Source organism: Geobacter sp. DSM 9736, assembly GCF_900187405.1.
Taxonomy (GTDB): Bacteria; Desulfobacterota; Desulfuromonadia; order Geobacterales; family Geobacteraceae; genus DSM-9736.
The window spans coordinates 1709089-1729280 of record NZ_LT896716.1 but is presented as its reverse complement, the minus strand read 5'-3'; the positions used below and the strand labels follow the sequence as shown (position 1 = coordinate 1729280).

Below are 20192 nucleotides of genomic sequence, written 5' to 3'. Positions count from 1 at the left end.
CGTCTGTGTCTGCACGACATCAAGCGTAATAAGTGGGCTAATGGGATATCGAAATCTACAGGAGTGCGTCAAGGATCTGGAGGCGCGTGGAGACCTGCTTCGCATCAATCGCGAGGTTGATCCGGATTTAGAGGTTGCTGCGATCCAGCGGCGTGTCTATCAGGCAGGTGGGCCGGCGCTTCTTTTCACGGCAGTGAAAGGCTGTCGCTTCCCCATGCTCGGCAATCTTTTCGGAACTCTCCCCCGTGCGAGATATCTGTTCCGGGATACGCTCGAAGATATCGCCCGGCTGGTTGAACTGAAGGTGAATCCGGCAGCTTTTTTCAAAGCTCCCTTCGCGTATCTCAAGGCTGTTCCTGCTGCCGTTCACCTGTTGCCGAAACTGGGAAAGCGGGGAGCCGTTCTCGCTCACCGCGCTAACATCAGTGACCTCCCCCAGTTGAAGTCATGGCCGGACGACGGAGGAGCGTTCATAACCCTGCCGCAGGTATACACCGAAAGTGCTCTTAGGCCGGGGATGCGGGGCTCCAACCTGGGGATGTATCGGGTACAGCTTTCCGGTGGAGAGTACCGGCAGGACAGGGAGGTGGGGGTCCATTACCAGATCCATAGAGGAATGGGAGTCCATCATGCAGAAGCGCTTGAGCGTGGTATCCCCTTTCGTGTCAATATCTTCGTCGGAGGGCCGCCGTCCATGACGGTTGCTGCGGTGATGCCGCTGCCGGAAGGGATGCCGGAGCTCTCGTTCGCCGGACTCCTAGGGGGGCACAGGCTGCCTATGGTATCGCTTCCTGGTCTTCCGGTACCAGCCGAGGCGGACTTCTGCATCACCGGTATTATCGATCCTGAGAGGACTCTTCCCGAAGGACCCTTCGGAGACCATCTCGGCTACTACAGTCTTGCGCACGATTTCCCAGTATTGCGGGTGGAGCAGGTCTATCATCGTCGCGATGCTATCTGGCCATTTACCTCGGTGGGACGTCCTCCGCAGGAGGACACTACATTCGGTGCTTTCATCCACGAGCTTACCGGCCCCCTGATCCCGACTGTACTTCCTGGAGTCGATGCGGTACATGCCGTGGATGCGGCGGGAGTGCATCCGCTCCTCCTGGCCATAGGAAGAGAGCGGTATGTGCCGTATGCGAAGCGCGAGCCGCGCGAGTTGCTGACCCTTGCAAATGCCATTCTGGGGCAGGGACAGCTTTCTCTGGCCAAGTACCTGTGGATCGCCGCCCACGAAGACAATCCGGAACTCGATATTCACGATATACCGGCCTTTCTCCGTCACGTGCTGGAACGGGTCGACTGGCGGCGCGATCTTCATTTTCAGACATGCACAACCATCGATACACTTGATTATTCCGGGAGTGGTTTGAATCAGGGATCCAAGGTAGTGATAGCTGCAGCGGGGGAGAAGCGGCGCGATCTTCCTCTCACCATTCCTGCGGATCTGCGGCTTCCGGAGGGGTTCAAGGATCCTCGTGTATGTCTTCCGGGGGTACTCGGAGTCACAGGGCCGTCATGCCGCGAATACAGGGAATGCCTTACGATGGATATGGCCGCATTCTGTGCGGCATACGGTGCCGATGATCCCATATCCGCTTTCCCTCTGATAGTGATTGTGGATGATAGTGAGTTTGCGGCACGAACCCTCAACAATTTCCTCTGGACAGTGTTCACCCGCTCAAATCCGGCTGCTGACATCTACGGAATCCATCCATTTGTTCATTGCAAACACTGGGGCTGCCTCGGATCACTCGTCATAGACGCCCGAATAAAACCTCATCATGCCCCTCCCCTTGTAGAGGATGCAGGCGTGGAGCGCCGGGTTGACGCCCTTGGTGCTCCCGGTGGCCCCCTTCACGGCATTATCTGAATCGCTACTGCGCGTCGGCTTATGTCATAACGCCAGTCAGCTCCCCTTCTTCGTCTCTCATCCTCACAGAACTTTCTCCGGTATGCCTCTTGCTAATCAGGCATTTTCAGAAATGTATCGCATGCTAGCCAAGTCTTGTGTTGTTAGTTCCCTTAAATTAATTATGGAATAAAGCTTTTGTTTGCTGTTATCGGCGTGGGAATACCGGGGGGTTGTAGGAGATTGTCTTTCCTTTCTGATTTGCATAAAATTAAAAACATCTCCCTTTGTCTCCCGAGGTGGTGCAATTGTTCCTGTCAAATTCCGGTCTTTTCGCGTACCGATCCGTTGGGATCGAGATTCACAGCCGGTATCAGCTGCATCCGTCGCATATGCTATGAAATTTAGATAGAGAGGGCCATCGATGAAGATTTCGGTATGGGAGGAGGACGACGCTACCTATCTCGTGAAGGACTATACGAGGAGGGGAGGGAACAAGGACAGGATTTCCGAGGTTACCTTCCATGATCTGTGCGTCGACCCGGTGACATGTAAAGCGTGGCGGAGCGAAAAGGAGATCAAGCTCTCGGAAAAAGAAGCACGTATGCTTGAGTATTTTATGCTTCACCCCAATGAGATCTTGAGCCGTGACATGATCGCCGACTATGTATGGGGTGCTGAACTGAAGAAAAACACGAATATCGTTGATGTCTATATCAATTATCTTCGAAAAAAGATTGATTACGGAGCTGACTCCAAGCTTATACACACCGTCTTCCGTCAGGGCTACATCATGAAAAATGAGCTGTAGGCACACATGCACTGAAAGCCTGCCGACAAGCCCTTTCCGAAGGGCTTTCTTCTTCCTTCCTCGCTATCTTTTTAAATTTAGTCCTGCCTCACATTAGGCTTCGACTTGACAGGCAAAATTAGGAAAATATAATTATCAGGCGTTACAGGATCGATCCTGCACCCTGTAATACTAATTTCCCTAAGGAGGCTTGCCCAATGAAGAGATCGACCGGCCTTTTGATCGGTTTAGCACTTGCCATATCCGGGGGAGCGCAAGCCGGGGCGGCGGGAATCTGCTCCGACTGCTTCACCTTCTCCGGCATGGTCGGCGGTTATAGTTTCGATGGTGAACAGCACCTTGAAACAAGGCCGGTGGTGGGAGTGCGGGGAGGTTACAACTTCAATCGTTATCTGGGGGCGGAGGTTCTCTTCGACTACGCACGCACTGAAAGCACCAGAGCCGCTGGAGACGCCAACGCGTTCAGATACGGGGGAGAACTTCTCCTGCATCTTCTGCCTGACGCACGCATGGTGCCCTATGTCGCTGCCGGGTACGGTGCAACTTCCGTTGACTACAACAGGCAGCCGACGTTCACTGATGAGCAGTTTTCGTATGGAGGCGGGGTGAAGTGGTTTATAAGCGATAGTATGGCTTTTCGCGGAGACTTGCGCCACCTTGTCATGCGTGAGGACAGGACATTCCACAACTTTGAGTACACCGCCGGCCTGAGCTGGCAGTTCGGCGGGGCAGGGGCGGGCGTTGCGCAAAAGCCTTCCAGCGCGGAACGCACCGGAGCCGGCGGGCCCACCACTGCGATGCCTTCCGGCGAGAAGCCGGCTGCCGGTACCGTAGCGCCGCCGAAGCAGCCGATGGCTTCAGGTGCGCCTGCTCCTCAAGCTCGGATGGAGCAGCCTCCTGCAGGTGAGGAGCCCTTACAGCCCCCCCCTTCGGCGGAGCCGGCACCCGGCCGCTATAAATACTGCATTTCACTCAATATTGAATCGGACATCGATCGGGCGTCTGTGCGTCCCGAGTATCATGATGAGATGGCGAAGGTTGGAGAGTTTATGAAGCAGTACCCAACCACTACTGCCGTGATAGAAGGGCACGCAGACGATGTTGGAGCTGCCGGGCACAATCTGGAGTTGTCGCAGCGCCGTGCGGAGAGTGTAGTCGATTATCTGGTCGAAAAATTCGGAATCGACCGTTCTCGCCTCACAGCTAAAGGGCTTGGTTCCAGCCGTCCCGTGGCCGAAAACGCCACTGAAGAGGACCGTCAGAGGAACAGGCGGGTAGAGGCGATTATCGATTGTGCCTTCGATGTCCGTGAGATCAAACCACCTGACCGCTTATGTACGCAGTTGAAGCTCGAATTCGATACCGGCAGCGCTAAGGTAAGGCCCGAAGGCCGGGAGGAGATCGCCCGCGTTGCCGACTACATGAAGAAGTACCCCACAACAACAGCCGTTGTCGAAGGTCACACCGACAATGCAGGAGGTCACGACTTCAACATGAAGCTTTCCCGGGAGCGTGCTGAAAGCGTGGTCAAATATCTTGCGGAGGAATTCGGGATCGAACGTTCGCGGCTTTCCGCAAAAGGGTACGGATACACCCGGCGCATCGCATACAACAACACCCCCGAAGGGCGGCAGAAAAATCGTCGCATCAACGCCGTGATAGACTGCGTAGTGCGGAAGTAGCATAGCATTTATTTGCCAAAGAGCCCCTCCGGTTTTCCGGAGGGGCTCTGACATCTTCTGAAGATCTACTTGTCCGTTGGCTTTATAACCAGGTTGTTTATGACGGACTTTACACCAGTGGTCCGACTGGCAATTTCACCGGCCTTCCTGATGTCCCCTTCGGTATCGACGAAACCGCTTAACTGAACTACTCCTCGATATGTCTCCACATTTATCGACATGGATTTCATACCCGTTTCCTGCACGATGGCTGCTTTCACTTTTGCGGTGGTTCCGGCGTCATCCACATATTCTCCGGTGCTTTCCCGTTGCGGGGTAGACGCGCAGCCGGCAAAAGCCGTTAAACCGGCGGCGAGTAGTAATACTGGAAGAGTCGATCGTAGCCTTTTCATTGCACACTCTCCTTTCAAGGGGGCTCGGCAACGGTCAGGTCCAGTATAGCCAAGCACCCCCTCAAGTCAACGGAGCGGGCTTCCCGTCTGCCCATTTGCGTATCTTTTGCATATCTGCAAAATTCTCTGGATTTTTCGAGTAATATTCCATAAAATCACGCATTTCCTATAGTTCGGACCAAACATGCACCGATATCTTTTCAGCTTCATCAACAACCTGCGACTCCGGTGGAAAATGCTGGTGCTGGTTTTGCCACTGGTGATAGTCCCCATCCTGGTCGTGGGGATAGTGGTCGGAGGTATCTCCACCCGCCAGGCATATCGCGGCATCACTCTTACCAGTAAGAACGACCTTCAACACATGGCCGATTTTACCATCGACCTTCTCAATTCCCACTATCAGCAGTTTCAGGTGTACAAGCAGGACAAGCAGAGAAGCTTCACGATGGAACTGGCCACCCTCGTGAATCTCTCTTATAACCTCGTACAGGCCGAGCAGAACCAACTGCGTACCGGCCGCATCGATCCTGAGACGGCAAAGCGGGAGGCACGGAAAGCGCTCAAGAAGGTAAATGTCGGAGAGACAGGCTACATTTATGCCATGACGACGAAGGGAGACCTTCAAGTCCATATCGCTCGTGAAGGAGAGAATGTTTTTGATGAAAAGGATGAGAACGGCCGTTACTTCATCCGGCAGATGTGCGAGAACGCCCTCAAGTCCCAGCCGGGGCAGGTTCTCTATATCATCTATCCGTGGCGCAACGCCGTCCTTGGCGACAGATTCCCGAGGAAAAAAATCGTCGCCTACCGCTATTTCAGGGAATGGGACTGGATCATAGCAGCAGGGGGGTATGTCGACGAAACCTACGAGGACCTTAACTTCGAGCAGAGGTCATTTGCGGAGCTGAAGGCGAAGATCAAGGGAAAGATGGTAGGGGACACCGGCTATATTTTCTGCATGGACAGCAAGGGGAACCTGGTCATTCATCCCGATCAGGAGGGAACCAACATCTTCAATGCCCGCGACTTCAGCGGAAATTATTTCATCAGGGAGATGTGCCGCAACAAGCGGGGGTGGATTCATTACCCATGGAAGAACGTAAGTGATCCGCGGCCACGGATGAAGATCGTCAGATACGAGTATTTCAAGCCCTGGGACTGGATCGTTGCCGTCGGTTCCTACGAGGATGAATTTTACCGGGAAGCCAACAAGATCAAAGGGCGCATCACTGCAAGCATCATTTTGCTCTCTGCGGTAATCGGCATTGCTGCGATAGCCCTCGTTATTCTCGCTTCCAAGGTGTTGACCGACCCGATCAGCCACATGATGGAAGTTATCCGGAAGGTTAAGCGGGGATATCTGGACGAGCGGATGGTGGTGGATACAAACGATGAACTGGGGGAACTTGCCTCTGCATTCAACCGGATGACCTCTATCATAAAACACAATAAGGAGATGGAGGCGAACCTGGCGCAGCAGGGAAAAATGGCGTCGCTGGGCATTCTCTCGTCGGGTGTCGCCCACGAGATAAACAACCCCCTGGGGGTAATTCTCGGGTACGCGAGCTACCTGGAGGGAAAGCTGGACGAACAGGACCCGAACTACAAGTACGTCCACGAAATCAAGCGGGAGAGCAAGCGCTGCCGCAAGATCGTTCAGGATCTCCTGAGCTATGCGCGAATGCCGAAGCCGACCCTCGAGCCGACGGACATGAATACCCTGCTGGAACAGATCGTGGATTTTGCCGCGAACCATACCGACATGCATCACGTGTCGGTTGTGAAGGAGTTTAGGCCTGACATTCCGCTGATATCGGTTGACGGTGATCAGATGCGTCAGGTCGCCATCAACATCATCCTCAATGCCGGAGCTGCGATGCAATCGGGCGGGCGGCTGGTCGTGAAGACGGACCTAATGGAGGGGTACGTGAAGATGGTATTCAGCGACAATGGCGCGGGAATACCTCCGGAGAATCTTGAAAGCATCTTCGAACCTTTCTTCACGACTAAGCCAAAGGGCACGGGCCTTGGACTGGCCATAACGAAACAGATTGTCGAGCAACATCAAGGCAAGATCGAGATCGAAAGCCTTGTCGGAAAGGGAACTACCGTCACCGTAAGGTTGCCGGTGAATGCAGCGGAGAGATATTACGCCGATACCGGGAGCAGCGAATGAGCAACAAGAAACGGATAATGCTGATCGACAACGAGGAAGGCCTCTGCCGTATGATGGAGGCGGTCCTTCTCGACCACGGCTACGCCGTCAAAGCCTTTATCAGATCGTTTGAAGCAGTGGAGGAATTCACTCCGGGGCAGTGGGATCTCGTGGTGACCGACATCAAGATGCCGGGGATGGACGGACTGGAAGTACTCCAGAGGGTCAAGATGAAGGACCCCAATATTCCCGTCATTATGATTACCGCCTATGCAACGGTGGAAATGTCGATTCAGGCGCTGCGCAAAGGCGCCTACGATATGCTTACAAAGCCCTTCGAGCCGGAAGAGCTCCTCTACAGGGTTAAGAACGCGCTGCAGCACACGCAGCTTCTCGAGGAGAACCGCGAACTGCGGGAGGAGCTAGTCGGTAAATTCAGGTTCGAGAATATCATCGGTGCATCCGAAGGGCTCAAGTCGGTACTGGAGCGTGTGGAGAAGATAGCGATTCGTGATACGTCGGTACTTATCACCGGGGAGTCGGGGACGGGAAAGGAGCTTATAGCTCAGGCCATTCACTACAACTCGCTTCGCAGAGACAAGAAATTCATTGCGATCAATTGCGGAGCCCTCCCTGAATCGATTCTTGAGAGTGAGCTTTTCGGCTACAAGAAAGGGGCTTTTACCGGTGCACTGGAAAACCGCCAGGGCCTTCTGGAGGCTGCCGATGGCGGGACACTCTTTCTCGACGAGGTCGGCAACCTCCCCATGAATGTCCAGAAGACCCTTCTCCGTTTTCTGCAGGAGCAGGAATTTCTCCGCATCGGTGAAACAACCCCCACCCGCGTCGATGTCCGCATCCTTTCTGCCACCAACTCCGACCTGAAGGCAACGGTGAAGACGGGCACCTTCAGGGAAGACCTCTATTACAGGCTCAACGTCGTCAACATACACCTTCCTCCGCTGCGGGAACGCCAAGCTGACATTCCTTTACTCGCGGCCCACTTCATAACGTTGCAGAACAAGAAGTTCGGAACTGCGATAAAAGGCCTGGCGCCGGAGGCCATGGATGCAGCATGCTGCTATCCCTGGCCCGGCAACATCAGGCAGCTGAGGAACGTTGTGGAGGCTTCGGTGGCCATGGAAGGGAGCGATTACATAACGCTTCCGGTCCTTTCCCAGTTCATAGAAGTTCAGGCCGACAACGTTCCGCTACACGATGCGGAGGGTGAAGAGGGGGAGTATGCCCGTGCACTTTCCCGTTTCGAGGTTGATTACCTCAAAGGGCTCCTGCGGAAGAATCGAGGCAACATCGATGCGGCCGCCCGCGAAGCTGGAATGAATATGGCTACCATATACCGCAAGATGAAGAAATATAACATCCGCCGGGAGGATTTTTCCTGATCTTCTGAAGCTATTCACATTTTGCATTCTTGCAAATGCCCTTCTTTTCCCCTCGCATCCTTGCGAGGGGGGTCTTCTTATTGTTCTCCTGCACGTAATATCTCGAAATCACTTCTTTTTTGCTTTAACTGCCGATGCGCGCCCCGTTAATTGGAAAGTGGCTGGGTTAAAGGAGGTCCAGTTTTGCATAACTGCAAAACCAACCCGCCTCAAATGCAGTCTTTATACAAAACCTGCTTTTGCAAGCCACCGAAATCGTTATATTTTCTCTGAAAGTTTTCTGTTGGTATGGTGGTTGCTTTTACTGTAAACAACCGCTTAGGTGAGGAAGAAAAGGAAAAGAAACTTCGACGCGGCTTGATGGGGTGTGAGGTCTTTATGGCAGCAGATAAAAAAGTTTGCCCCTTCTACGGGAAAGACGACGACTACTGCGATGTCGGCTGCGGATACATCTCTCCTCATGATGTTAACATGATCATCCGCTACTGCAGCTGCCGCTACAAGGAATGTCTCAAATACCAGGAATTGTCGGACCGGTTCCCTGCCGGGTTGCTCGATATGGTGAAAATCTAACGGAGGCCGTCATGATCTACAACTTGACTCTGCATCTCAACGATACCTTGTTTGTTTCGTCTGCACTGGTTACCGCAACCGTTTTCGTTTTTATTTCATTGGTAAAGGAGAAGAGAGATGAGCGAAAAAGAGCTTGAACTACTGTCGAGGATAGAGGAGCTGGAGCGGCATACCTGGCGCAACAGTGCAATTCTCCGTGCAGTGGCGATGGTCGCCTTTACTGCCATGATAGGAATTGTCGTCGCATCGGGAGTTGTGGGAGGTGGAAGGGGAAGTCACTGGTCGGGTCCCGCCTGGAACACCATGTGGCTGTATGGTCTTTTTGCTGCCAATGCAGTCTCCATGTTCTGGACAACGCATAAGGAGTAGAGCGGTATTAATCCCTGTGCACAAAGCTAGAGGCGGTCAGTTGCCTTTGCTACTGTAGTACCCCAACCTGTCTACGGAGGGTAGAGCCATGCCGATGAAAATTTCGAATATCATATTGCTGCTGGTAGTTGTGACACTATGTGCCACGTTCTCCATGCGCATTTTCCAAGGGCTTGACGAGATGATGGGGGACCAGTATTGGGTTGTCGATACAACCCAGGGGGACCACGGGTGGTACTTCATGGGGCTGCTTCCTCATGTGAAGAAGGCGGCTAAGGACGTGGTGAAAGCTGCCAACACCGATGCCGATCCCAGCAACAACTACCTCATCTATGCCCAGAACGGTGACTTTGCCGGGAATTCGGTCTACGGCATCTGTTTCGGGATCCCGCTCATAATGTTTCTGATCTGGTTTGCCTTCATACTCGGATTCCCGGACCGGGTTGATCCTTATCTGCTTCCTCGCCGTATTTTCACCATTACCGTAATCATGACCTGCTCCATCATCGTCAACCTCTTCCTCATGCGCATAGCGGCAGACTTTGCCAGGGATCCTATGGCCAGGATTGCCAACGTTGCAGGCAATCATGCTTCGCTGCTGTTCCACAATGCCGGGATCTGGTTCGCAATACTATTTTCGGCGCTGGGAACTCATACCCATTCCGCACAGGAATCTATAGCACCCGACAGCCGTAACTGGCAGACGCAAGCCAACGAGAAGTTTTCCTGGATGTTCACACTACTGGCGGCAGTAACGGTACTTGAAGTCATTCTAGTAAAGAACAAACTGGCTCTTCCTGATGCCGCGGTAGATTACTCGGTATGGATAATCTTCGTCGTGATCTTCATGCGGATGTTCGGGTTCTCCCCCAAGTACTGGGTGAAGAGGGGGCGCGGCATTGCGATTATGATTGCGGGCACAGCCCTCACACTTCCTGTCTTCTACCTGCTCGAACGTGCTACCGGAACCCTAGGTGCTGGATTCGCATCCCCGATTCTGGCGAAGGCCATGGGGCCTGAAAATTCCAACATAGGTCTCTCCCTGATGATTTCCATATACCTTATTTTCTGGATGGAGTTTGCGGCAGCAATACGGATGAACGGTCCGGTAAAGACAGCAAACCAGAGGCGATAGTAAACATGTAGGTCACTCCGACGGGGGCAGCAATACTGCCCCCTCTTTTCTCTTCGGCCCCGCAATTTCCTCTTCCTGTTACCAACGCCCTCCTTGATTTACTCCAATGGTTACCGTAGACTTGCTCTGCATTTTCCTGATAAGGAGCGAGAACCATGAAGCAGGTTACTCTTGGGGCTACGGGACTCCGCATTTCACCTCTCGTTTACGGCACCCTCCCTCTTGGCCCCCTTCAGGCGCAACTGGCGCCAGAGGCGGGGGGCAGGCTCATCCGCCACGCGCTGGAAGCGGGCGTCAGCATGCTGGACACCGCCGAGCTGTATGATACCTATGGTCACATCAAGGCCGGTCTCAATGGGTACCGGGGCGACGTATGCATCGCGACCAAGACACACGCAAATGACGGGAAGACCGCACGGCTTCATGTTGAAAAGGCGTTGCGTGAACTTGGCCGGGATTGCATGGACATAGTTCTCCTGCATGGTGCACGAATCGCCGACCCGTTTACAGAACGGGCGGAGGTGCTGGAAACGCTTCTGCACATGAAGGAACAAGGGCTTATCCGGCATGTGGGGCTCTCGTCCCATTACATCTGTGCCGTCAAAAAGGCAGCCGGTTTTCCGGAGATAGAGCTGATTCACCCCCTTATAAACCGCACCGGAATGGGCATCCTGGACGGAAGCGCGAAGGAAATGGCCGTGGCGATTGCCGAGTGTTCACTGGCCGGCAAGGGTGTTTATGCCATGAAGGCGTTGGCAGGCGGTAATCTGATCGGAGAAGCGAGGGCAAGTTTCCGCTATGTACTGGGACTTGAGGGGGTCCGGGCTGTAGCAGTCGGGATGCTGTCGGAGGAGGAGATCGATGGGAACGTTGCACTGTTCTCGGGGCAGTCACTCGACGAATCCGTATGGCAGGAGCTCGAAAGCCGGCGCCGCCGCCTGGTCATCATGGAACGTTTCTGCAAGGGTTGTGGTTTCTGCGTTCCCGCATGCACCAACAATGCTCTTGAAGTCACTGAGGGTAAGGCAAAGGTGAATGAGGATGACTGCATCCTGTGCGGATACTGTGCCGCTTCCTGTCCCGAGTTCATGATCAGGGTCGTCTGACCGCTCATCCCGTTCTCGGGGCTGGAGTTGGGAAAATATCACTCGGTTGAGAGGTGGCAATGGGTCTAAATATTCTGCTGGCTGCATCCGAAGCGGTTCCCTTTGCGAAAGAGGGGGGGCTTGCGGACGTTGTAGGAGCACTTCCGAAATATCTTCCAGGCCTGGGCTGCGATGTGCGGGTGGTGATGCCCCGCTACTATTGCGTCGACCGGGATCGGTTCGGGCTGAGGCAACTTCCTGGGGTGTTGACTGTGCCGATGGGAGTAATCGGCGACATGTACTGCTCGGTATATGAAGGGAGAATACCGGGTACCGACGTGCCTGTTTACTTTCTGGATCATGAAGGGTTCTACGGCCGCAGCGGCCTTTACGAAGTCAATAACGAAGCTTACCTTGACAATGACAACCGCTTCATCTTCCTGAGCAAAGGCGCCTTGGAGCTGTGCCGGATGATCAATTTCATCCCCGACGTAATCCATGCCCATGACTGGCACACCGCCGCGATCCCTGTGCTCCTCAATACATCGTACCGCCGGAATCCGTACGTCGGCGCCGCAGCGAGCTTACTTACGATCCATAACATGCAGCACCAGGGGACTTTTTATGAAGGTGCCATGGATGTGCTGGGCGTGGGGTGGGAACATTTCACCTTTCTAGGCCTGGAGAAGGATGGTCAGGTGAACCTTCTCAAGGGTGGCATCTATCACGCGACCCTCCTCAACACCGTGAGCCGCGGATATGCCCGCGAGATCCAGAGCCCGGAGTTCGGCTGGGGGCTGGGAGAGGTCGTGAAAGAACGCAGTTCCGATCTGCATGGCATCCTCAACGGAGTTGATTACGGCGAGTGGAACCCTGAGGTGGATGTACACATCCCGGCAAGGTACTCCAGGGAGGACCTGAGCGGCAAGAAGGTCTGCAAGCTGGAATTGCAGAGGGAACTGGGGCTGCCGCAGCGTGACGTTCCATTGATAGGCATGGTTTCGCGGTTGGTTAAGCAGAAAGGAATCGATGTTCTCGCAGAGGCGATCCATCGGATTCTTGACCTCGATGTGCAGTTCGTCATGCAGGGGGGAGGGGAGCCGTGGGCGCATTTCTTCTTCGGCGATGTCGCAGCGCGTTATCCTCACAAGTTTGCGTGCCGCATTGGCTACGACAACGCACTTGCACATCGGATCGAAGCCGGGTGCGACCTGTTCCTAATGCCGTCAGCGTTCGAGCCGTGCGGGCTCAGCCAGATGTACAGCATGGGGTACGGAACGCTCCCCATCGTACGAGCTACGGGCGGGCTAGATGACAGCGTAGAGAATTTCGATGAACAGAGTCTTTCCGGTAACGGATTCAAGTTCCACCACCTGAACGCCGGGGCGCTGTTCGATACCATCGGTTGGGCTGTCGATACCTGGTACAACCGCCGTGGCGCGTTCGACCGTCTCGTCGACAATGCCATGGCGGAGCGATTCACCTGGGAGGAGGCGGCCCGGAAGTATGGGGAGCTTTACGAACTGGCGGTGCGAAGAAAGCAGGGCGGGGGAGGAGCTTCGATTCCGGAGGGAAGCGACGGAGATGTAGCTGAGCGTGTGACGGAACTGGAGATTCAGCTGACTCATCAGGAGCGGACAGTTGAGGAGTTGAACGAGGTGGTGGTGCGCCAGCAACAGCAACTGGAGGCACTTCAGAATGAGATCGGCCTTTTGAAGGGGCAGATGGTGCTGATGTTTCCGTCCCTGGTCAGGGCGCCGGACGAGGAGGAACCTCCCCCTCACTACTGAGAGGACTTGTATCGCCCGCCGATTTCGAAGAGTAGTTTTTCTGCAGGTAATCGATGAAGTCCAGGTGCCGATTGATGAACGTCAGGTTGTGCCTGCTTTCATACAGGAGGATCGCGCTGGCGGCGAAAAGGAATAGGCCTCCGGACAGAGCGATGGCTGTGGCGACCCAGCTCGTGTCGGGGCTTCCGTAGGCGGTGTTGAAAGCAATGGCCAGGCTTGTGGCGACGAAGAGTGCCGTGGCGGTATAGAGCGCGGCAAGAGCTTTCTGGATAAGCCCGGCGCGTACCCGCTGCTTCTCCAGCTGTGATTTCAGAAACTCCATACGCTCTGCCGCATGTGACAGTTTCCCCGCCAGGACACCTTCCACCTCGGTCTTCATAGAGTTTACCCTGTCGAAGATGCGTCCGAGCCGGGCGGATGTGGAAAAAATAAGAGTTCCACAGGCGGAAATCAGCACCGCCGGTGTGATCATGGACGCGAGAATGCGCGAACTGGAGAGAGCTTCGAGAAGCTCCTTTTCTTGGAGGGCCATGACAGTGCCTCTGGTGAGGTAAAGGTGGAGGTAAGGAAAGCGATTTTCTCTACTTCTCCCTTTACTTTCCCTGTTTATTAATCCCTGTACCGTTTCACTATGTCGCCATAGGCGTCGATCCGCCGGTCCCGGAGAAACGGCCATATCCTCCGGACCTTTTCCGTGCGGTGCCGGTCGATTTCTGCAATGACGACCTCTTCTTCTTCTCCTCCTCGGGAGATCATCTCCCCTTGAGGCCCCGCCACGAAACTGTTCCCCCAGAATTTCTGCCCCATGCCGCAACCGCCGGGAGAAGCTTCGTATCCGACCCTGTTGACGCTTACGACCGGCGTGCCGTTGGCGACGGCGTGGCTTCTCTGGATGGTTACCCAGGCCTCCAGCTGGCGGGTCTGTTCTTCCCGGTCGTCGGAGGGATCCCACCCGATAGCGGTGGGGTAAATCAGCATCTCCGCTCCGGCCAGAGTCATGAGGCGTGCAGCTTCCGGGTACCACTGGTCCCAGCAGACGAGCACTCCCAGAGCACCCACAGATGTCCGGATCGGCTCAAAGCCCAGGTCACCGGGTGTAAAATAGAACTTCTCATAGTATCCAGGGTCGTCTGGTATGTGCATCTTGCGGTATTTGCCGGCTATGCTTCCATCCTTTTCCAGGACGACCGCAGTGTTGTGATACAAGCCTGGCGCACGGCGCTCGAAAAGGGAAGTGACTATGACGAGCCCGAGCTCTCTGGCGAGGCTTCCGAAGAGTTCGGTGCTGGGGCCCGGGATGCTCTCAGCCAGGTCGAAAACCGTGCTTTCTTCGGTCTGGCAGAAATAGGGACCGGTGTGCAGTTCCTGGAGAACGACAAGAGATGCTCCGGCCGCTGCGGCTTTCCGGATGCCGCCGATGGTGCGTGACACCGTTTCATCACGATCGGCAGAACAGGCCTGCTGTACGAGCCCTATCACTAGTTTGCTCACGGCAATACTCCTTTCGGAAGCTGCATGGTGACGCAATGGAGCGAACCATGCTGCTGGATCAGGGGAAGGCAGTCAATCCCCACGATGCGGCGTCCGGGAAAGGCGGCTGCAACCGCATGGAGCGCTTCGTTATCTCTCGGGTCCCGGTATGTCGGGACTAGAACCGCATCGTTGATGATGAGAAAGTTTGCATAAGTAGCCGGAAGCCTGTTTCCTGCGCTGTCGAACGCGGCTTTCGGCCAGGGGAGGGGTATCAGGCGCCAGCTTTCCCCGTCCCGCGTGCGGAACTCCCGCAACTCCTTTTCCATTGCTGTGAGAGCTGGGTAATGTTCGTCCGAGGGATCGTCGCATTTTACGTAAAGTATAGTGTCTTCCGGGCAGAGCCGGGCGAGGGTGTCGATGTGGCTGTCGGTGTCGTCACCCGCCAGGTATCCATGTTCGAGCCACAGGATCTGCTCGGCGCCAAGGAGCCTCCGGAACAGTTCTTCCACGTCGAGCCGCGACATGTGAGGGTTGCGGTTCTCGTTGAGCAGGCATTGCGCCGTGGTAAGGATTGTTCCTGCTCCGTCACTCTCGATGCTTCCCCCCTCCAGCACCACTCCCGGCACTGTCACGGGGACTTTTCCGAAGGCTCCCAGCAGGCTGAGGCGCTTCGTGATCAGGTTGTCGTGGCATGCGGCGAACTTCAGACCCCAGCCGTTGAAGCCGAAATCCAGCAGCCGCAAGCTTCCGTCACCTTGGCGTATCGTTATTGGTCCGAAGTCCCGGCTCCAGGTGTCATTGCTCGCCACCCGGTACATGCGGACGTTCTGCATTTCGACATCAGCCTTTCTGAGCTTCCTGTCGACATACGATTTATCCGCCACTGCCAATACAACCTGTTCGGTGAGCGCAATCTGCCGCACCAGCTCCACAAAGACCGGCTCGACCTCCTGCAGGATCCCGGCCCAATCCGTCTCCTCGTGGGGCCATGCCAGCAGCACGCCGTCCTGAACTTCCCATTCCGCCGGTAATCTGTTTTTCATAGCCGTTGCTCCTCGTGTGGACTTCACACGATACAAAAACAGACTGTCTGAAATCAACAGGTATTTGGATTGGTTCGTTGGCGATGATACCTATTCCCGTTTGCATGATGGGTAAAAGAGAAGATAGGAGCAAATATTCAGGTATTTGCATGAAGTCGGAAGCACAAACCAGCTAAAGTTATAAACAGAGTGACCGAAAAAAGTAACCGGCCCGGATGCCGATGGCCCGGGAGCGCATTGCGCGAAGGAGGGATTATGAAACTCGGAATGAAGGTCACCATCTATACCACTCTGATGCTGGTATTGACGGTCGCGGCCACGGCGTTCGTTTCCCTGGCAGCATTTCGCCAACAGGTGGCGGAGGAGGCTGCCAAGGACCAGGAAGCCCGGATGAGCATGTTCTGGGAACTGCTGAGGAACAAGGGGAAGGATTTCCGGATCGTAGATAACAGGTTGATGGCGGGTGATTATGTGCTGAACGGCAATTACGAGCTTCCCGACAAGATAAAGGAGATCTCTGGGGGGGTTGCCACTGTCTTCATGGGGGATACCCGCGTTACTACGAATGTTCTGAAGCCGGACGGGACACGGGCTGTCGGCACGAAGCTGCAGGGGCCTGCATACGAAAGCGTGATCAAGTATGGGAAGAAGTATCGCGGAGAGGCTCCAATTCTTGGCACCCCGTATTTCACTGCGTACGATCCGATAAAGGATGCCGGTGGACGGACCGTAGGCGTTCTTTTCGTGGGCGTAAAGAAAAGTGACTATCTGGCATCGTTCAACCATCTTGTCCTGATGATAAGCGTAGTGGCCGTCGTGGCTATCTTAGCCGCCATGTTTCTGATTCGCCTGGTTCTCGGCGGCAGAATCAAAAAGCTTAAAGAGATGAGTATGATAATCGGGGAAGCCGCAGCGGGGAACATAGCGGTGCGTGTAGATGACAAGGGGGCGGACGAGATCGGGGAAGTTGGGCACTCTGTCAACAAGATGCTTTCCGACATGAACATGACGCTGACCAATGTCATAGCCGCTGCCCGTGAGCTTTCCGTAGCCGCCGTCGAGCTCAATCACTCGGCAGAGCATATGGCGGCGGGGGTCGAGCGCGTGGCTGCGCAAGCTGGAAGCATTGCCACGGCAAGCGAGGAGATGGCGGCAACGTGCAATGATATTGCGCGAAACTGTTCGGATGCCGCGGAAGGGTCCCGACAGGCGAACGAATGTGCCATGACCGGAGCCGCGGTCGTGTCGGAAACCGTGATGATGATGTCACGGATTGCGGAGCAGGTGGAAACGTCCTCAAAGTCCATCGAGGGACTTGGAAGCAGATCGGATCAGATCGGCGCTATTGTCGGTACCATCGAGGACATTGCCGACCAGACCAATCTCCTTGCCCTCAATGCGGCAATCGAAGCAGCCCGTGCAGGAGAGCAGGGCAGGGGATTCGCCGTCGTCGCGGACGAGGTGCGGGCCTTGGCTGAAAGGACGACCAGGGCAACCAAGGAAATCAGTACAATGATCAAGGCGATCCAGACGGAAACAAAGGGTGCGGTGGAAGCCATGGAACAGGGGGTGACGGAGGTTCAGTCCGGGTCATCGGAGGCAGCCAAATCCTGCGATGCTCTTTCGGAAATATTGACCCAGATTGATTCAGTAACCATGCAGGTGAACCAGATTGCTACGGCTGCCGAGCAGCAGAATGCCACGGCAGGTGAGATCAGCGGCAACATACTGCAGATAACCGAAGTGGTGAACGACACGGCTCGTGATGCTCAGGGCTCGGCTAATGCCGCTTCCCGGCTTGCTCATCTGGCAGATGACCTGCAGAAGCTGGTGAACCAGTTCAAGCTTGCAGCATAGGGTCTTTTGCTGGAACATTAAAGTCACGGTCTCGTTCACCGATAAGAGTGACTATCAAAACAGCCAACAACGTTTTTCAGGGGGTTGACATGGCGGTACAACAGATCGGAGCTGGTACGAACGGGGTTCTTCACATGGTAGGGTTTACCGTCGGCAATGAAGAATTCTGCGTGGACATTCTCAAGGTGCAGGAGATCATCCGGATGGTGGAGATAACACTTATGCCCAACGCTCCGGACTACGTGGAGGGAGTGATCAACCTGCGGGGAAAAGTAATTCCCGTAATCGATTTCAGGAAACGCTTTCACCTCATGGAAGGCGCCGAAATCGACAGCCAGAGCAAAAGAATCGTGGTGGTTGCTCTGCATGGGGTGACCATCGGAATAATAGTGGATAAGGTTTCGCAGGTCATCAAGCTATCAGAAGAGCAGATATCTCCGACTCCCGACGCTGTGAAAGGATTCGATTCCGATTGCATCCAGGGGGTGGGAAGGCTAACCGATAAGCTGCTCATCATACTCGACCTGGAAAAACTCTTCGCCCAGAACATGCTTGAAGGGGTGGAAATGGCAGCCTGACAAGCTGCTGCGGGCTAGCACCAAGGGGCGATCCAGTTTCGGATCGCCTTTTTATTTGATGCTGTTGCGTCGGGGGAGGAAGCTGGCTATTCTTCGAACATCACAGGAGGAATAAATGAATACCTACCCGACGGCAGTCAACCTGCCCTTCAACAGCACCGTCATCACTGATTGTTTTTCTCCTGCGCTGCCCGGCAGTGCTGATCCCGGCTCTCCCGGGGTGTGGGTCGTAATACAGGGTGGGGCGCTGATTGTAGAGGCCGAAGGAAAGGAGTTACGGCTTCCGGAAAACGATCTGCCTCCCGAGTTCGCAGGGGAGAAGAAATCTATCTATATAGGAAAGTGGGAAGGCAAACCTGTTCGTGTGATGAGGCTTCCGAGCCGGGTCAAGGTGCCTGCGCCTTACCTTGCAGAGCCCTTCAATGCGGTTGCCGACCGGCTTGACGACCGGCTCCTCACTTTAGGCGGACTTGCTCATCAGATCCTATTCTGGCAACGGCACAGCGCGCATTGCTCCCGCTGCGGCTCGCCGGACATGAAGGCAATCAGCGCAAGCTGGGGCAACAAGTGCGGAAATTGCGGTCATGAGCATTTTCCGCATATTCATCCATGCGTGATAGTCCTCGTCAGGCGCGGTAGCCGGTTCCTCCTCGTCAGGAAGCCGGAGTGGAGCAGGGGCAGGTTCGGCCTCATCGCGGGCTTCGTCGATTTCGGAGAATCACTGGAGGAGTGTGTCCGCCGCGAGGTCCGGGAAGAAGCGGGGATAGAGGTGGAAAACATCAGGTATGTCGGAAGCCAGTGCTGGCCTTTTCCGAGCCAATTGATGGCGGGGTTCGTAGCCGATTACGCCGGAGGGGATCTGCGTGCCGATCCGGGGGAGCTTGAAGAGGCGCGGTGGTTCTGTACAGAGGACATGCCCGAGTCCCTTCCTGCGAGGCGTAGTATTGCCCGCTGGATTATAGATACATTCGCTCCGGTTACGCAGAGTTGACATGAATAGTCGAAATTTTGGCTCCGGCGCCGGTTGGTTCTATACAAGCCACTGTTATTACTACCTTTTATTTTATTATTATGTGGCATGATTCATGAAAATATGGATATGCTCCGACCTGTAGGTCCGGTGCACATGAATATATGTAATGTTGTCCCCAGGGGGAGATATGCCGGTTTCACTTGCCATCCGCAGAATTCTGTCGATCTACCCGATAGATCTGCCGGTCTTTCATCCTATCGCCCTTAAGCTCGTGTACATGCTTAGCGGCACCGAATTTACCATTGACGAGGTTATAGATCTGGCCAATCAGGACCAGTCCATCGCCGTCAAGGTGCTCCGTATGGCCAATTCGCCTGCATTCCGAGGAAATGAGCCGGTGTCAACCATGCACGAAGCCGTGGTTCGGCTCGGTGCGCAGCAGGTGGCCAACATAGCCATGACCGCGTCCCAGGCCAGCGTCCACGTCTCCGACAATGAAACAATCAATCGATACATGCGCAAACTGTGGCAACACAGCCATGCCTGTGCTGTCGGTTGCCGCTGGGCAGCTGTCTCGGCGGGATTAAGCCGGATGGCCGACCAGGCCTATATGGCCGGGCTTTTGCACGATATCGGAAAGCTTTATCTGCTCAAAGTTCTGGAAAAGTTGAGCAGGTCGGGTGTTGCCCGTTCTGCGTTGGAGGAAGAAACTCTTCTCGACGTTTTCAAGGAGATGCATGTGGAGGAAGGGGAAAAGTTAATGGAGCACTGGCGCATGCCCCCACTCCTCTGCAAGGTGGTCGGGCGTCACCATGACGCCGAGTGCGAGGTGGATGACCTCATCCTGATCATCGCAAGGCTCGTCAATTCCGTGTCCAGCAGGATCGGCCTCAGCCTTCATCCCAATCCACGCCTTGAAACAGCACGGCTCAAGGAGATGAGTTACCTCAACTTCGATGCAGGCAAGCTGGCAGGACTGGAAACCGCCCTTGAAGAGGCAGGCGCACTCGTTTATTGA

General features: G+C 54.9%; 18 protein-coding genes. 14 read left to right on the top strand and 4 right to left on the bottom strand.

Annotation, left to right across the window (positions count from 1 at the left end):
- Positions 1–40: 40 nt before the first annotated feature.
- From CFB04_RS07820 to CFB04_RS07810, 3 genes are all read left to right on the top strand, one after another.
- Entirely contained in the window at positions 41–1876 is a 1836-nt protein-coding gene (locus CFB04_RS07820) for a UbiD family decarboxylase (protein ID WP_088534752.1), read from the top strand.
- 403 nt (positions 1877–2279) lie between these two features.
- Positions 2280–2666, top strand: coding sequence for a winged helix-turn-helix domain-containing protein (locus tag CFB04_RS07815; protein ID WP_088534751.1), 387 nt, complete (start codon positions 2280–2282; stop codon positions 2664–2666).
- Positions 2667–2863: 197 nt separating this feature from the next.
- Positions 2864–4348 (top strand): OmpA family protein, encoded by a 1485-nt coding sequence (locus tag CFB04_RS07810; protein WP_088534750.1) that lies wholly within the window; start codon positions 2864–2866, stop codon positions 4346–4348.
- Positions 4349–4413: 65 nt separating this feature from the next.
- On the opposite strand, the gene CFB04_RS07805 is transcribed toward CFB04_RS07810, so the two are convergent.
- Positions 4414–4740, bottom strand: coding sequence for a BON domain-containing protein (locus tag CFB04_RS07805; RefSeq protein WP_088534749.1), 327 nt, complete (start codon positions 4738–4740; stop codon positions 4414–4416).
- 184 nt (positions 4741–4924) lie between these two features.
- On the opposite strand from CFB04_RS07805, the gene CFB04_RS07800 reads away from it, so the two are divergent.
- The 7 genes from CFB04_RS07800 (at position 4925) to CFB04_RS07770 (ending at position 13250) form a co-directional block, all read left to right on the top strand.
- Positions 4925–6916 carry a cache domain-containing protein gene (locus tag CFB04_RS07800; protein ID WP_088534748.1) on the top strand — a complete coding sequence of 664 codons (1992 nt, stop codon included), beginning with the start codon at positions 4925–4927 and terminating at the stop codon, positions 6914–6916.
- Positions 6913–8298 (top strand): sigma-54 dependent transcriptional regulator, encoded by a 1386-nt coding sequence (locus CFB04_RS07795; protein ID WP_088534747.1) that lies wholly within the window; start codon positions 6913–6915, stop codon positions 8296–8298. The genes CFB04_RS07800 and CFB04_RS07795 overlap by 4 nt, the downstream gene beginning before the upstream one ends.
- 378 nt (positions 8299–8676) lie before the next feature.
- Positions 8677–8871, top strand: a complete 195-nt coding sequence (locus tag CFB04_RS07790) for a hypothetical protein (protein WP_088536746.1) — start codon at positions 8677–8679, stop codon at positions 8869–8871.
- 117 nt (positions 8872–8988) lie between these two features.
- Positions 8989–9240 carry a hypothetical protein gene (locus tag CFB04_RS07785; protein WP_088534746.1) on the top strand — a complete coding sequence of 84 codons (252 nt, stop codon included), beginning with the start codon at positions 8989–8991 and terminating at the stop codon, positions 9238–9240.
- 88 nt (positions 9241–9328) lie between these two features.
- On the top strand, positions 9329–10375 hold the full coding sequence (locus tag CFB04_RS07780; protein ID WP_088534745.1) for a hypothetical protein: 1047 nt from the start codon (positions 9329–9331) through the stop codon (positions 10373–10375).
- A gap of 155 nt (positions 10376–10530) precedes the next feature.
- Positions 10531–11481 (top strand): aldo/keto reductase, encoded by a 951-nt coding sequence (locus CFB04_RS07775; protein ID WP_088534744.1) that lies wholly within the window; start codon positions 10531–10533, stop codon positions 11479–11481.
- Positions 11482–11540: 59 nt separating this feature from the next.
- Positions 11541–13250, top strand: a complete 1710-nt coding sequence (locus tag CFB04_RS07770; protein ID WP_088534743.1) for a SlyX family protein — start codon at positions 11541–11543, stop codon at positions 13248–13250.
- Here the strand turns inward: CFB04_RS07770 and CFB04_RS07765 are convergent.
- From CFB04_RS07765 to CFB04_RS07755, 3 genes are all read right to left on the bottom strand, one after another.
- Positions 13210–13782 (bottom strand): DUF2721 domain-containing protein, encoded by a 573-nt coding sequence (locus CFB04_RS07765; protein WP_088534742.1) that lies wholly within the window; start codon positions 13780–13782, stop codon positions 13210–13212. The genes CFB04_RS07770 and CFB04_RS07765 overlap by 41 nt on opposite strands.
- 77 nt (positions 13783–13859) lie before the next feature.
- A complete protein-coding gene (locus CFB04_RS07760) occupies positions 13860–14741 on the bottom strand; it encodes a carbon-nitrogen hydrolase (protein ID WP_088534741.1) in 882 nt (293 codons plus the stop codon).
- Positions 14738–15766 carry an agmatine/peptidylarginine deiminase gene (locus CFB04_RS07755; RefSeq protein WP_088534740.1) on the bottom strand — a complete coding sequence of 343 codons (1029 nt, stop codon included), beginning with the start codon at positions 15764–15766 and terminating at the stop codon, positions 14738–14740. Before CFB04_RS07755 ends, CFB04_RS07760 begins: the two co-directional genes overlap by 4 nt.
- Before the next feature lie 255 nt (positions 15767–16021).
- Here CFB04_RS07755 and CFB04_RS07750 point away from each other — a divergent pair, with 255 nt between their 5' ends.
- From CFB04_RS07750 to CFB04_RS07735, 4 genes are all read left to right on the top strand, one after another.
- Complete coding sequence (locus CFB04_RS07750) at positions 16022–17623, top strand: methyl-accepting chemotaxis protein (RefSeq protein ID WP_088534739.1); 1602 nt, start codon at positions 16022–16024, stop codon at positions 17621–17623.
- Between the two features lie 89 nt (positions 17624–17712).
- Positions 17713–18201: a chemotaxis protein CheW gene (locus tag CFB04_RS07745; RefSeq protein ID WP_088534738.1), complete on the top strand. Its 489-nt coding sequence runs from the start codon at positions 17713–17715 to the stop codon at positions 18199–18201.
- Positions 18202–18316: 115 nt separating this feature from the next.
- Complete coding sequence (nudC, locus tag CFB04_RS07740; RefSeq protein ID WP_088534737.1) at positions 18317–19192, top strand: NAD(+) diphosphatase; 876 nt, start codon at positions 18317–18319, stop codon at positions 19190–19192.
- Positions 19193–19361: 169 nt separating this feature from the next.
- Entirely contained in the window at positions 19362–20192 is an 831-nt protein-coding gene (locus tag CFB04_RS07735) for an HDOD domain-containing protein (protein ID WP_157698757.1), read from the top strand.

Excerpts from the sequence above, each read along its gene's own strand:
- CFB04_RS07820 (WP_088534752.1), top strand. The coding sequence starts at position 41 with ATGGGATATCGAAATCTACAGGAGTGCGTCAAGGATCTGGAGGCGCGT.
- CFB04_RS07815 (WP_088534751.1), top strand. The coding sequence starts at position 2,280 with ATGAAGATTTCGGTATGGGAGGAGGACGACGCTACCTATCTCGTGAAG.
- CFB04_RS07810 (WP_088534750.1), top strand. The coding sequence starts at position 2,864 with ATGAAGAGATCGACCGGCCTTTTGATCGGTTTAGCACTTGCCATATCC.
- CFB04_RS07805 (WP_088534749.1), bottom strand. The coding sequence starts at position 4,740 with ATGAAAAGGCTACGATCGACTCTTCCAGTATTACTACTCGCCGCCGGT.
- CFB04_RS07800 (WP_088534748.1), top strand. The coding sequence starts at position 4,925 with ATGCACCGATATCTTTTCAGCTTCATCAACAACCTGCGACTCCGGTGG.
- CFB04_RS07795 (WP_088534747.1), top strand. The coding sequence starts at position 6,913 with ATGAGCAACAAGAAACGGATAATGCTGATCGACAACGAGGAAGGCCTC.
- CFB04_RS07790 (WP_088536746.1), top strand. The coding sequence starts at position 8,677 with ATGGCAGCAGATAAAAAAGTTTGCCCCTTCTACGGGAAAGACGACGAC.
- CFB04_RS07785 (WP_088534746.1), top strand. The coding sequence starts at position 8,989 with ATGAGCGAAAAAGAGCTTGAACTACTGTCGAGGATAGAGGAGCTGGAG.
- CFB04_RS07780 (WP_088534745.1), top strand. The coding sequence starts at position 9,329 with ATGCCGATGAAAATTTCGAATATCATATTGCTGCTGGTAGTTGTGACA.
- CFB04_RS07775 (WP_088534744.1), top strand. The coding sequence starts at position 10,531 with ATGAAGCAGGTTACTCTTGGGGCTACGGGACTCCGCATTTCACCTCTC.
- CFB04_RS07770 (WP_088534743.1), top strand. The coding sequence starts at position 11,541 with ATGGGTCTAAATATTCTGCTGGCTGCATCCGAAGCGGTTCCCTTTGCG.
- CFB04_RS07765 (WP_088534742.1), bottom strand. The coding sequence starts at position 13,782 with ATGGCCCTCCAAGAAAAGGAGCTTCTCGAAGCTCTCTCCAGTTCGCGC.
- CFB04_RS07755 (WP_088534740.1), bottom strand. The coding sequence starts at position 15,766 with ATGAAAAACAGATTACCGGCGGAATGGGAAGTTCAGGACGGCGTGCTG.
- CFB04_RS07750 (WP_088534739.1), top strand. The coding sequence starts at position 16,022 with ATGAAACTCGGAATGAAGGTCACCATCTATACCACTCTGATGCTGGTA.
- CFB04_RS07745 (WP_088534738.1), top strand. The coding sequence starts at position 17,713 with ATGGCGGTACAACAGATCGGAGCTGGTACGAACGGGGTTCTTCACATG.
- nudC (WP_088534737.1), top strand. The coding sequence starts at position 18,317 with ATGAATACCTACCCGACGGCAGTCAACCTGCCCTTCAACAGCACCGTC.
- CFB04_RS07735 (WP_157698757.1), top strand. The coding sequence starts at position 19,362 with ATGCCGGTTTCACTTGCCATCCGCAGAATTCTGTCGATCTACCCGATA.